Source organism: Proteobacteria bacterium CG1_02_64_396 (assembly GCA_001872725.1).
Taxonomy (GTDB): domain Bacteria; phylum Pseudomonadota; class MNWR01; order CG1-02-64-396; family CG1-02-64-396; genus CG1-02-64-396.
In genome coordinates, this window is record MNWR01000014.1 from 1 (window position 1) to 12192 (window position 12192).

Below are 12192 nucleotides of genomic sequence, written 5' to 3' on the forward strand. Positions count from 1 at the left end.
TCTTGGGGGTCTATGGGCAATTGGGGGTTGGGGGGGGGAACTCTTTTCGTGCGCAGATGGCGCAAGCGAACGCAGTGCAACTGGGGCAGTCGGGTTGTAGAACCGCAGTACCCCCACCCAACCTCCCCCTGGGAGGGGAAGGTCTTGCTCCAACCAACCCCACCCAGCAGCGCCCACCCCTGACCGGGAAGCGGAAAGCGGTGACTTGGTTGGAAGTACCAGCAAGAAGCCCCAGGTTTTCATCTGAGTAAATCAGCTTTACCTGCCGATTCAAGCTTTGTTCTTTATGGCGTTTGCCCCTATAAGCGGCCCATCCGCCCCTCCCGGCTGGTCCCCTCGCCATGCCGGAGTATCATGACGCCCCCGATCGCAGACCTTTGAGGTGACCCTTGCACCTGAGCATGCTCGAACGTTACGAGCGGCTGCGCCGCATCTACCGTCAAGTGGTGGCCGACGCCCTGTTTCCCTACCTGCGCCTGGCACCAGGGGAGCGGATGCTGTGGGTCGGCGACGACCACACCCTGGCGCTGCCGTCGGGTCATGCCGGGGGGGTCGAGCTGATTCGCGATTTTGAAGACGGAACCATCCTGCCGTACCCCGCCGACCACTTCGAACTCGTGGTCGTCTTCCACAAACTCGAAGACCTCGCCCTGCCGATTCGCATGCTGCGCGAGGTCAACCGGGTGCTGCGTCCCGGTCAGCGGCTGGTATTGATCTCTTACCACGTTCCCAGCCTTTGGGCACTGCGCCGCCTGTGGCACCGCCGCCGCGAAGCCAAGGGGCGGGCCGGTTTTACACTGGCCAATTTGCGCCACTTCACCGCCGAGGCGGGGTTTGCCCTGAACGAGGGGCAACTCGTCCTTTTTGCCCCGCCGCTGCAAAGCATCGATCGCCCCAAATGGGTTGAAACCTGGGAGCACATCGGGCGACGCTGGTTTCCTCTGCTGGGGTCGGTGGCGGTGATCGGCACCGTCAAAACCGACTGGGCCACCACCCCCCTGCCGCTGAAAATGTCGCTGCGCGAGCGCAACCGCATCGCGATCTCCGCCGCGCGCCCCACCAACACCTGCTCCGGTCCCCATCCCTGCTGCGAGAACCCGCCCCATGCCGACACCCCTTGAGGAGCGGATCAAGGCGCTTCCCGAGGGGCCGGGGATTTACCAGATGCTCTCGGCCCAAGGGGAGGTGCTCTACGTCGGCAAGGCGAAAAACCTGCGCCGCCGGGTCCGTTCGTACTTTCTCAACCGCGACCGTCTCCCCCCCCGCACCCAAACCCTGCTCGGCCATGTCTGCGACGTTCAGGTCACCCTGGCCCAAACCGAGGCGGGGGCCTTTCTGCTTGAAGCCAACCTCATCAAGGCGTTGCAGCCCCGCTACAACGTCATGCTCAAGGACGACAAGTCCTACCCCTATTTGCTGCTGAGCGACCACCCCTTTCCCCGGTTGGTCCTGTATCGCGGCAGCCGTAAGGTGGGGGGCAAGCTGCTCGGGCCGTTCCCCAGCGCGGTGGCGGTCCGCTCGGTGATTAAAGACATGGAGCGGATCTTCCAGGTACGCACCTGCACCGATTCCACCTTCAGGTTGCGTACCCGTCCCTGCCTGCAACACCAGATCGACCGCTGCACCGCCCCCTGCGTCGGGTTGGTGGACGAGTCGGCCTATGGCGAGCAGGTGCAGGGGGTGATCGGACTGCTCAGCGGCAAGGGGGCGGGGGGGTGGGGCAAAAAGCTGGAGGTGCAGATGTGGGCGCAGGCCGAGCGCCACGCCTTCGAACAGGCGGCGCGGCTGCGCGACCGGATGCAGGCGCTGAATCGCATCGTCGAAAGCCGGGAATCGATGGCGGCGGGAAGTCGGGACGCCGATTTGATCGCCTGGGCCAGGGTCGGGGAGCGCTGGGTGGTGGGGCGCTCGATGGTGCGCGACGGCATCCACCTGGGGGCCCGCTACATCGAACCCAAACTGGCCATTGAAGAGGATCTGGACGAGATCCTCGCCGCCGCCCTGCGCGCCTTCTATGACGACCACCGCCCCCCCGCCGAAATTCTGATGGCGGGGGAGGAGGGGGTGGCGGCGGTGGCCGAGGGGATCGACTACCTCGAAACCCAGCGGGGCGGCAAGGTGACGATACGCATCCCGCAACGGGGCGCTTTTGCCCAGTGGATGGCGCTGCTGCGCGAAGGGTGTATGAATTTTCTGCAACAGCGCATCGGTCAGGATGCCAAGGCGCTGGCGGCCCTTGAAGGGTTGGGTGAGATCCTGGCTTTGGGCGACACCCCCGAGCGGATCGAGTGTTTCGACATCTCCCACCTGGGGGGGACCCAGACGGTGGCGGCCCAGGTGGTCTTCGACCCCTCCGGGGTGCGGCGCGATCTCAAGCGGCTGTACAAGATCAAATCCAAGGGGGGCGGGGACGACTACGCCGCCATGAAAGAGGTGTTGGAGCGCCGCGCCCGTCATTTAAAAGAGACTGAAGAGCAGGCCCCCGACCTGTGGTTGATCGACGGCGGCAAGGGGCAGCTCGGGGTGGCGGTGGCGATTTTAGAGGAGGCGGGGCTGTCGCAGATTCTGCCGGTCGGCATCGCCAAGGGGGTCGACCGCAACGCCGGGCGCGAAAAGCTCTTTTTGAACGACCTTGAAGAGCCCATCGAGCTACCGCCCCACCATCCGGTGCTGCACATGCTCCAGGTGGTGCGCGACGAGGCCCACCATCAGGCGGTAACCTTCCAGCGCAAACAGCGCAAACAGGTCATGGAGCGCTCCCCCCTCGATGTCATTGCCGGGGTGGGGGGCAAGCGGAAGAAGGCTTTGCTGCAAAGATTTGGTAGTCTCAAGGGGGTCGCGGGCGCCTCGGTCGAGGAACTGAGCGAGGTTCCCGGCATCCACCGGACCCTGGCCGAGACGATTAAAGAGGCGCTGTCTTGAGCTTGATCGTCGGGGGGAGGCCCTTTCTTGGGTCGAGGAGGGTTGATGGCCGATTGAAACGGTGGCTCGGGGCGATCCGGCTTTTAAGCCTGGCGTCGGTTGGTTATCACACCGCCCAGCTTACCCCAAAAGGGCAGGATCAAGGCCCACCAAACGGTCCGCTATTCAGGTAATTATTCTTTCTTATTGAAGAGATAGAGCACCAAGTTCATGCGCGTCCATTGGAATCTTCCCAACAAATTGACCATGGGTCGGATCGCCGCCATCCCTCTGATGGTGGTCTGCTTCTACCTTCCAGCCCCCTATGGGTACTGGATTCCCTGCATCCTGTTCTTCTTTATGGGCGTGACCGACTGGATCGACGGTTACCTGGCCCGGCGCGACGGGCTGGTTTCGGACTTCGGCAAATTCCTCGATCCGGTCGCCGACAAGCTGGTGGTGGCGGTCGCCTTGATTCTGTTGGTCGCCGACGGACGGGCCAATCCGATTTTGGTGGCGATCATCATTGGCCGCGAGATCGCCATTTCGGCCCTGCGCGAGGTCACCGCCGGTCAAGGTGGGGTTCCGGTTTCGTGGTGGGGCAAGTGGAAGACCGCTTTTCAAATGCTGGCCATCGGTGCCCTGCTGCTGCACGTTGATCTGGGCCTCGTCAACGCCCATACGGTCGGGGTGATCTGCCTGTGGATCGCCGCCATCCTCACCCTGGTGTCGGGCTACCAATACATGGCCGCTACCTTCCAGGATCCTGAGTCTGAATCTACCGAAGAGTCTTCCAACCGATGAATGCCTTGTTTTACCTGCTGCTGGCGTTGGCCTGTTTTTACATCCTCTTCATGCTCATGCACCGGATGCAGCACGGCATGCTCAAGGCCAAGATGAGCCCCGAGGGGCTGCTGCGCGACAAACCCTTGGCCAAGCTGCGCATCACCGTAGGCATGGGGGGCAACGTGAAAGATCGCAAGGCCATTGGGGGCGTGATCCTCACCAAGCAGCATCTGGCCATCCACCTGATGGGGCGTACCTTCATGATGGTGGAGCGGGCCAAGCTGGCATCGACGGTCGAGATTCGGGCGGTCGAGGGTGGGGTCGAGGTCGATCTGCAACACGGGCGGCAGGATTTGCCGGTCCATAAGGTGGTTTTTTTGGTCCCCGATCCCGAGGGGTGGGTGGCCGATTTGACCCGGTAGGGTCGTGGTGGGGTTGGTGGTGGATGCGCCGATCCACCCTACGCCACCATGCCTTGATGTGCGGTAGGGTGGATCAACACGGTCCATCCACCTCCTGGCACACCGCAACAAACGTTCATCCGTCTGAAAGGCATCCCCATGCTTGAATCGCTGCGTCAGCTGGAAAAAACCGTTGCCGAACGGGATCCGGCTGCGCGCTCCCTGTGGGAAATCCTCACTTGCTACCCCGGCCTACAAGCCATCGCCATCCACCGGGTTGCCCACGGCTTGTGGGTGCGCCGTTGGTTTTGGGCGGGCCGCTTTTTGAGCCACATCGGCCGCTGGCTGACCGGCATCGAGATCCACCCCGGCGCCACCATCGGTAAAGGTTTCTTCATCGATCACGGCATGGGGGTGGTGATTGGCGAGACCGCCGAGATTGGCGACAACGTCACCCTCTACCACGGCGTCACCCTGGGGGGGACATCGTGGCGTAAAGAGAAACGGCACCCCACCCTGCAAGACAACGTGGTGGTGGGGGCGGGGGCCAAGATCTTGGGTCCGGTTACCATCGGCGAGGGAAGCCGCATCGGCGCCAACGCCGTGGTGGTCAAGGATGTGCCGACCCATTCGTCGGTGGTCGGGATTCCCGGCCGTATCGTCGCCCAGCGCGGCAGCCGCCTGCACCCCGAAATCGACCTCGATCACCAAGACATGCCCGATCCGGTCGCCCGCGCCATCGAATGCCTGCTCGAACATCTGCATGTGCTTGACAACAAGGTGCGCAAGCTCGAAGGGGAGGGGGAGGAAGAGAGTGCCATCGCAGACCAGGCCTTGAGCTGCGACAATGAAATCCGTCAGTTCTTGGACGATGGATTTGTCGATGGGGCGGGGATTTAGGGCAATCCCGAGTTTTTTTGGAGGGCCACGCTTCGTCGTGGCCGCTGGTGGCCGAAGCAATCAGGACGCGACGGAGCGTGGCCCTCCAAAGAGCAAGGGCGCTTTTAGAAATCGGGGTTTTTGCCTTTCTTCGCGCTCTTCGCAGCTTTGAGTGAAATCTGTTTTTGCTTTTCTCGCCCCTCGCTTCAAATCCCCCCACCCCGAAGTCAGTTATTTAGTTGACTGTTTCACTCGGAAAAGTACCCTTTCGGTGCAGTCGGATTTCTATTCGCGCCGTACAGAGGGGTACCCGCCCATGAAATTGACCACCAAAGGTCGCTACGCCGTTTCCGCCCTTGTCGATCTGGCTTGCCGTTCCAGTGACCGCCCGGTCAGTTTGGCCGAAATCGCCACCAGCCAGTCGATCAGTATCTCTTACCTTGAGCAGCTTTTTGGCAAGATGCGCCGCCAGAAATTGGTCAAGAGCGTGCGCGGCCCCGGCGGCGGTTACACCCTGGCTCAAAATCCCTCCTTGGTGACCGTGGCCGAGATCATCCGGGCGGTCGACGAGCCGATCCGCACCACCAGCTGCGAGGCGGGGGGCGAAGGCGGCTGCCGCGATGGGGAGCGCTGCAACGCCCACGCGTTGTGGATGAGTCTGAGCGAGCGGATCTACGACTACCTCGAACACGTCACCCTGCAAGATGTCCTCGACGAATCCTTTCCCGCTGTCGAGTTGTACCACCCCTTCAATGCCCAAAAAGAGTTGGCCGCCGCCGAACACAACGCCGCTCGCTGACCGGCACACTGTACGTGTCCGACTACGTCTACTTCGACCACAACGCCACCACCCCGGTCGATGACCGGGTGTTGGCGGCGATGGCCCCCTACTGGCGGGAGCGCTGCGGCAACCCCTCCAGCGTGCATCGGGCCGGTCGTTTGGCCCGGCAAGGACTCGACGAGGCACGGCTGGACATCGCCACCCGCTGCGGCGTCGCCCCCGGTTCGGTCGTCTTTACCGCCACCGGATCTGAAGCCGACAATCTGGCCCTGACCGGGCTCATTCCTCGCATGAAACACCGCCGCGTCGCGGTAAGCGCCTTGGAGCACCCGGCGGTGCTGGAGGCGGCGCTGCGTCTGCGTGGCTTGGGAATCGCGGTCGAGGTGATCGGCGCGACCAGCTCGGGTCAGGTCGACTTGGAAGACCTCGCCCGCATCCTGCAAACCCCCACCGATTTGGTCAGCGTCATGGCGGCCAACAACGAAACCGGGGTGATTCAGCCTTTGGACGAGGTGGCCGGGCTGGTGGCCAAAGCGGGGGCGTTGCTGCATGTCGATGCGGTGCAGTGGCCTGGCAAACAAAGAGGCAAGCTAGCGGATCTGCCGGGTGATCTTGTGACCCTGGCGTCCCATAAAATCTATGGTCCCAAGGGGGCGGCGGCGCTGGTGCTGCGCAAACCGCTCGTCATCGAGGCGCAGATCGTCGGCGGCCCCCACGAACGGCGGCGCCGCGCCGGAACAGAAAACGTGGCCGCCATCGTCGGGTTTGCCAAGGCGTTGGCGTTGGTCGAAGGGCAGGGGGATCATGACCTGTCTCGACTCGCCGCCTGGCGCGACGACCTCGACCGCTTGGCGCTGGACCTTGGTTTAATCGTGGCGGGGCAGGGGAGCCCCCGGCTGGTCAACACCACCTGCTGGGTGATGCCGCAAATCCATGGCGAAACCCTGCTCATGAAGCTTGACCTGGCCGGTTTTGCCGTATCCTCCGGTTCAGCTTGTTCCAGCGGGGCGGTGAAACCCTCGCCGGTGTTGCAGGCCATGGGATTTTCGCAAGAGGCGGCCAAGTGTTCGATTCGCATTTCTTTGGGGCGCGAGACCACATCCGGGGAACTTGATCGTTTTAGTCGGGTATTACCGGGCATCATTGCCGCATTACGAGGCGGATGAGGATTGGCTCCTGGCTTATCCGCAGTCACCAATGCTTCTTATACGTTAAAAACAACTCCTTCCGCTGGAGGATTGACCCATGAAGACCCCGATTTACCTCGATTATCAGGCCACCACCCCCCTCGACCCCCGCGTGTTGGAGGTGATGATGCCCTACCTGACCGAGGTCTTCGGCAACCCCGCCTCGAAATCGCACCCCTTCGGCTGGGCCGCCTCCGAGGCGGTTGAAAAGGGGCGTCGGCAGATCGCCGATGGGGTGGGGGCGAGTGCCAAAGAGATCATCTTCACCAGCGGCGCGACCGAATCGGACAACCTGGCGATCAAGGGGGTGGCCGAGTTCTACGCCGAAAAGGGCAAACACATCATCACCTCGGCCATCGAGCACAAGGCGGTGCTCGATACCTGCCGCAAGCTCGAATCCAAGGGATATGAGGTGACCTACCTGCCCACCGGCCCCAGCGGGATCATCGAGCCGGAGCAGGTCGCCGAGGCGATCCGCCCCGACACGATCCTGGTGTCGATCATGCACGCCAACAACGAGGTCGGAACGGTGAACCCTATCGCCGACATCGGCACCATCTGCCGCGAAAAGGGGGTCTTTTTCCATACCGACGCCGCCCAATCGCTGGGCAAGCTCCCTATCAATGTCGAGGCGATGAACGTCGACCTGATGAGTCTTTCGGGGCATAAGGTCTACGGCCCCAAGGGGATTGGCGCCCTCTACGTGCGGCGCAGCCGCCCGCGGGTTCGTTTGGTGGCCCAGATGGACGGCGGCGGCCACGAGTTCGGCATGCGCTCCGGCACCCTGAACCCCGCCGCGATTGCCGGGTTTGGCGAAGCGGTTGAGATCGCGGTGCGCGAAATGGCCGAAGAGAACGCCCGTCTGCTGCGGCTGCGGCAACGGCTGCTCGACGGCATCACCAGCCAGCTCGATGAGATTTTCGTCAACGGCAATCTGGAGCGCCGTCTGGCCAGCAACCTGAACATCTCGTTCGCCTACGTTGAGGGGGAGGCGATGATCCTGGGTCTGAAAGATCTTGCGGTCTCCTCCGGTTCGGCCTGCACCTCGGCCTCTTTGGAGCCCTCGTATGTGCTCAAGGCGCTGGGGCTGGAAGACGAGCTGGCCCACACCTCAATCCGCTTTGGTATTGGCCGCTTCACCACCGAGGAGGAGATCGATTTCGCCATCGAAAAGGTGGTGGCGACCGTCACCCGGCTGCGTGAACTTTCACCCCTGTACGAGATGGTGAAGGAGGGGATCGACCTGAACTCGATTCAGTGGGCCGAAGGTCATTGATTTCAAAGCGTTACGGCTTGCTTGAACAGCAACACCTCAACACATGAAGCGACGGGCGTAAGCCTATGAATGTTAAAAACAAAGGAGCCCATCATGGCCCAATACAGCGATAAGGTGATGGATCACTACGAAAACCCCCGCAACGTCGGCTCCTTCGATAAGAGCGATGCCAGCGTCGGCACCGGCATCGTTGGCGCCCCCGCCTGCGGCGACGTGATGAAGCTCCAGCTTAAAATCAGCGACGCCGGGGTGATCGAGGATGCCAAGTTCAAAACCTTCGGTTGCGGTAGCGCCATTGCCTCCTCCTCGCTCGTGACCGAGTGGGTCAAGGGCAAAACGGTGGACGAGGCGTTGCAGATTAAAAACACCGACATCGCCGAGGAGCTGGCTTTGCCGCCGGTGAAGATCCACTGCTCGGTTCTGGCCGAGGACGCCATCAAGGCGGCGGTCGAGGATTTCAAAAAGAAGAAACAGGGGTAAGCCATGGCGATCACCATGACCGAAACCGCCGCTGCACGAGCGCAAAAGATGATCGACGGTCGGGGCAAGCCGACGACTCAGGGGATCCGGGTTGGAATCAAAACCAGCGGCTGCTCGGGGCTTTCTTACGTGCTCGAATACGTTGACGACCCCCAAGAGGGCGACGCGGTTTTCGAGAGCTTCGGGGTTAAGGTCTTTGTTGACCCCAAGAGCCTTCTCTACATCGACGGCACCGAGATCGATATGGAGGTCGGGATTATGAAGAGCGGCTTTGTCTTCAAGAATCCCAACGAAAAAGGGGCTTGCGGCTGCGGCGAGTCCTTCGCGGTTTGACGGAAGGCACCTGCCCAACGTGTTCGACCTGCTGCGCCTCTGTTTAGGCGGCCCCTTGTTCCCCCTTCGGCTCGCGATGATCGCCCAAGCTGCTCAGGCGCCTTAATAGGTTTTTGGGGATGACTGCAAAAAAGATTTGTCCGCACTGCGGCGACACCTCGGCCCAGCCTCAAGACGACCTCTGCCCCGCCTGCGGCAAGCTGCTGCCGCTGCCTCCGGGAGAGGTCGATCCCTTTGTTTTACTGGGACTTGAACCCCGCTTCGATCTACCCCCCGCCGCCATCACCCGGGCCCGCATTGAGCGCTCCCGCCGCTGGCATCCCGACCGCTTCGCCACCGCTTCCCCCACCGAACGGCGCATCAGCATGGAGCGAACCGCAGCTCTACACGATGCCCTGAAGGTACTCAGCGATCCGGTAGAGCGTTCCCACGCCTTGCTGCGCCGGGCCGGCGTCGAAATCCCCGAAAAATGCCCCCACGACCCCATGCTGTTGATGACGGTGATGGAGCGGCAAGAGGCGCTGGTCGAGGCCCCTGAGAGCTCGGATCCCCAGGCCTTGTTGTTCGACCTGGAATCCCAGGCCGAGGGCGATGTGGATGCGGCCCAGGCGTCCATCACGGCGCGGCTGAGCGCCCCGGTTGCCAACGCCGAGGAGATCCTCAAAGCGGGGGAGGCGATTCGGTACCATCGCCGCTTTATCGAAGAGGTCGATATGATGCGCGAGCGGCTGATCGGGGATTGAGGGTTTTGTGTTTGTGGGGGGCGGGTGAGATTGAGCCGCACATCCCCCGACAGGCTCGGGATGAGCGGCTTTTTGTTTGTTGACCATTAAACACCCGCACATCCTGAGCTTGTCGAAGGGTGAGCCAATGAACCCGTTCGGTTCATCCTCTGCCACTGTTTCTACTGCCAAAAAGAAAAGGCCACCCATGTCCATCCTGCTCGACATCGCCGAACCGGGACAAAGCGCCGACCCCCACCAAAAAGGGGTTGCGTTGGGGATTGATCTGGGCACCACCAACTCCCTGATTGCGGTGGTTCGTCCCGACGACGGCACCCCGGTCGCCATTCCTGATTCGCAAGGCCAGGTCATCGTCCCCAGCGCCGTCTATTACCCCGAAGAGGGGACGGTGGTGGCTGGGCGTGAGGCTTATGCCCATCTTGAAACCGAACCCTCCCGCACCTTGGTTTCGATCAAACGGTTGATGGGGCGCTCGAAGAATGAGATCGGCCATCTTGGCAAGGTGCCTCCCTACCCGTTGGTCGAGGGGGAGGGGGGAATGGTTCGGGTGCAGGTAGGGGAGCGGGTGGTCTCCCCGGTCGAGGTCAGCGCCGAGATCCTCAAAAAACTCAAAACGGTGGCTTTCGAGCAGATCGGCAGCTTCGACGCGGTGGTCATTACCGTCCCCGCCTATTTCGACGACGCCCAACGTCAGGCGACCCGCGACGCAGGCCGGGTGGCGGGGCTTGAGGTGCTGCGATTGCTCGCCGAGCCGACCGCCGCCGCGCTCGCCTACGGCCTGGACAAGAAGCAAAACGGGCTGTTTGCCGTTTACGACTTAGGGGGCGGCACCTTCGATGTCTCGATTCTGCGTTTAGAGGACGGGGTGTTCGAGGTGCTCTCCACCGCCGGAGACTCGGCGCTGGGGGGGGACGATTTCGATCAGGCGTTGGCTCATGCGCTGCTTGAGGAGTGTGGCGGCCCCAACGACGATTCCCGCTTTTTGCGGGTGCTCCAAGAACACGCCCGCCGCGCTAAGGTTGCCCTGAGCGAGCATGACGAGGTCGATCTTCGCATCCCCATGCCCGACGGCGGGGTCTACCTGCGCACCCTCGACCGGGACGAGTTCGAGATCTACATCGAGCCGCTGGTCGCCAAGACCGGGGTTGCCTGCCGACTGGCCCTGAAAGACGCGGGGTTACAGCCAAAAGATATTGATGGGGTGGTGCTGGTGGGGGGCTCGACCCGGGTGCCTCGGGTACGGCAATTCGTTGCCGAACTCTTCGGGAGCGAGCCTTTGGCCGACATCGACCCCGATCAGGTGGTGGCTTTGGGGGCGGCGATCCAGGCCGATATTCTGATCGGCAGCGGTCGCAACGAAGAGGTCTTGCTGCTCGACGTGTTGCCGCTGTCGCTCGGCATCGAGACGATGGGGGGGATCACCGAGAAGATCATCCGGCGCAATACCCCGATCCCGGTCGCCCGAGGGCAAGAGTTCACCACCTACATCGATGGACAAACCGCCATGAGCATTCAGGTGGTGCAGGGGGAGCGGGAGATGGTGGCCGACAACCGCAGCCTGGCCCGCTTTGTTCTGCGCGGCATCCCCCCCATGGTGGCGGGGGCGGCCCGCATCCGGGTGACCTTCAGCGTCGATGCCGACGGGCTGTTAACCGTGGCTGCTCGGGAAGAGACCACCGGAATCGAGCAGACCATCACCGTGCAGCCCGCCCACGGTTTGGGAGAGGCGGAGATCGAGCAGATGCTGCGCGACTCGCTGGCCCACGCCGGGGACGACATGGAGGCCCGTTTGCTGACCGAGGCGCGGGTTGATGCCGACCGGGTCATCAACGCCCTGCAGGCGGCGATGGCCAGCGATTCGGATTTGCTCTCGCTCGACGAGATCGCCCAGCTTGAAAAGGCCATTGAGGACCTCGTTCAAGTGCGCGACGGCAGCGAACACCGCGCCATCAACCGCGCCATGGAGGCGTTTGATCGGGCCTCCACTTTTTTTGCCCAGCGCCGCATGGATCGCACCATCACTTCGGCCTTGGCTGGGAAGAGCGTTGACGATCTCCAATAAAATCCCCCTCGACCCCACTGGGGGGGAAAGGGTCGGGGTGAGGGGGTCATCCCGCAGTGGTGGTGCTTGCATGGCCTGGTTGCAACCTCGTGAACACTGCCGATGACCCAGGCCAACCACCCCGCTCACCCGAGCTTGTCGAAGGGCCTAGGAGCCTGTCGGACTTGAGCGTCCGTAGCGAGCCGAGTGGGGAATCGAGGCCAAATTTTCACGGTTTTGAGGATCATAGTGGTGACTATGTGACGAAAAACCGGGGAAATTTGGACCGATTACCCGCAGGCGCACGACTGCATGGATGCAGGAGGTAGAGCAATGCAGGAGCAATTGCCGAGTAGGACGATCTCAAGTCCGACAGACTCCTAG

12 protein-coding genes are annotated in these 12192 nt (G+C 62.3%); all 12 read left to right on the top strand.

The features are described 5' to 3' along the window. The first annotated feature begins 389 nt into the window (after window positions 1-389). The 12 genes from AUJ55_01415 (at window position 390) to AUJ55_01470 (ending at window position 11829) form a co-directional block, all read left to right on the top strand. Window positions 390-1121 carry a hypothetical protein gene (locus AUJ55_01415; protein OIO61039.1) on the top strand — a complete coding sequence of 244 codons (732 nt, stop codon included), beginning with the start codon at window positions 390-392 and terminating at the stop codon, window positions 1119-1121. Next, on the top strand, window positions 1105-2922 hold the full coding sequence (locus tag AUJ55_01420; GenBank protein ID OIO61040.1) for an excinuclease ABC subunit C: 1818 nt from the start codon (window positions 1105-1107) through the stop codon (window positions 2920-2922). Before AUJ55_01415 ends, AUJ55_01420 begins: the two co-directional genes overlap by 17 nt. Window positions 2923-3132: 210 nt before the next feature. Then, window positions 3133-3705, top strand: a complete 573-nt coding sequence (locus AUJ55_01425) for a CDP-diacylglycerol--glycerol-3-phosphate 3-phosphatidyltransferase (protein ID OIO61041.1) — start codon at window positions 3133-3135, stop codon at window positions 3703-3705. After that, the gene (locus AUJ55_01430) at window positions 3702-4109 is read left to right on the top strand and encodes a hypothetical protein (protein OIO61042.1); all 408 of its coding nucleotides are present in this window, start codon (window positions 3702-3704) and stop codon (window positions 4107-4109) included. The genes AUJ55_01425 and AUJ55_01430 overlap by 4 nt, the downstream gene beginning before the upstream one ends. Before the next feature lie 138 nt (window positions 4110-4247). After that, window positions 4248-4988: a serine O-acetyltransferase gene (locus AUJ55_01435; GenBank protein OIO61043.1), complete on the top strand. Its 741-nt coding sequence runs from the start codon at window positions 4248-4250 to the stop codon at window positions 4986-4988. Window positions 4989-5283: 295 nt separating this feature from the next. Beyond that, window positions 5284-5766, top strand: coding sequence for a hypothetical protein (locus tag AUJ55_01440; GenBank protein OIO61044.1), 483 nt, complete (start codon window positions 5284-5286; stop codon window positions 5764-5766). A gap of 80 nt (window positions 5767-5846) precedes the next feature. Beyond that, window positions 5847-6914, top strand: coding sequence for a hypothetical protein (locus tag AUJ55_01445; protein ID OIO61049.1), 1068 nt, complete (start codon window positions 5847-5849; stop codon window positions 6912-6914). 79 nt (window positions 6915-6993) lie between these two features. Beyond that, window positions 6994-8211, top strand: coding sequence for an IscS subfamily cysteine desulfurase (locus AUJ55_01450; protein OIO61045.1), 1218 nt, complete (start codon window positions 6994-6996; stop codon window positions 8209-8211). A gap of 93 nt (window positions 8212-8304) precedes the next feature. Then, entirely contained in the window at window positions 8305-8691 is a 387-nt protein-coding gene (locus AUJ55_01455; GenBank protein OIO61046.1) for a Fe-S cluster assembly scaffold IscU, read from the top strand. A gap of 3 nt (window positions 8692-8694) precedes the next feature. Next, the gene (gene iscA, locus AUJ55_01460; GenBank protein ID OIO61047.1) at window positions 8695-9024 is read left to right on the top strand and encodes an iron-sulfur cluster assembly protein IscA; all 330 of its coding nucleotides are present in this window, start codon (window positions 8695-8697) and stop codon (window positions 9022-9024) included. Between the two features lie 209 nt (window positions 9025-9233). Next, entirely contained in the window at window positions 9234-9767 is a 534-nt protein-coding gene (locus AUJ55_01465) for a hypothetical protein (GenBank protein OIO61050.1), read from the top strand. A 187-nt stretch (window positions 9768-9954) separates the two neighbouring features. Beyond that, window positions 9955-11829 carry a Fe-S protein assembly chaperone HscA gene (locus AUJ55_01470; protein ID OIO61048.1) on the top strand — a complete coding sequence of 625 codons (1875 nt, stop codon included), beginning with the start codon at window positions 9955-9957 and terminating at the stop codon, window positions 11827-11829. Window positions 11830-12192 lie beyond the last annotated feature (363 nt).

Excerpts from the sequence above, each read along its gene's own strand:
- AUJ55_01435 (OIO61043.1), top strand. The coding sequence starts at position 4,248 with ATGCTTGAATCGCTGCGTCAGCTGGAAAAAACCGTTGCCGAACGGGAT.
- AUJ55_01420 (OIO61040.1), top strand. The coding sequence starts at position 1,105 with ATGCCGACACCCCTTGAGGAGCGGATCAAGGCGCTTCCCGAGGGGCCG.
- AUJ55_01430 (OIO61042.1), top strand. The coding sequence starts at position 3,702 with ATGAATGCCTTGTTTTACCTGCTGCTGGCGTTGGCCTGTTTTTACATC.
- AUJ55_01450 (OIO61045.1), top strand. The coding sequence starts at position 6,994 with ATGAAGACCCCGATTTACCTCGATTATCAGGCCACCACCCCCCTCGAC.
- AUJ55_01445 (OIO61049.1), top strand. The coding sequence starts at position 5,847 with ATGGCCCCCTACTGGCGGGAGCGCTGCGGCAACCCCTCCAGCGTGCAT.
- AUJ55_01440 (OIO61044.1), top strand. The coding sequence starts at position 5,284 with ATGAAATTGACCACCAAAGGTCGCTACGCCGTTTCCGCCCTTGTCGAT.
- AUJ55_01470 (OIO61048.1), top strand. The coding sequence starts at position 9,955 with ATGTCCATCCTGCTCGACATCGCCGAACCGGGACAAAGCGCCGACCCC.
- AUJ55_01455 (OIO61046.1), top strand. The coding sequence starts at position 8,305 with ATGGCCCAATACAGCGATAAGGTGATGGATCACTACGAAAACCCCCGC.
- AUJ55_01425 (OIO61041.1), top strand. The coding sequence starts at position 3,133 with ATGCGCGTCCATTGGAATCTTCCCAACAAATTGACCATGGGTCGGATC.
- iscA (OIO61047.1), top strand. The coding sequence starts at position 8,695 with ATGGCGATCACCATGACCGAAACCGCCGCTGCACGAGCGCAAAAGATG.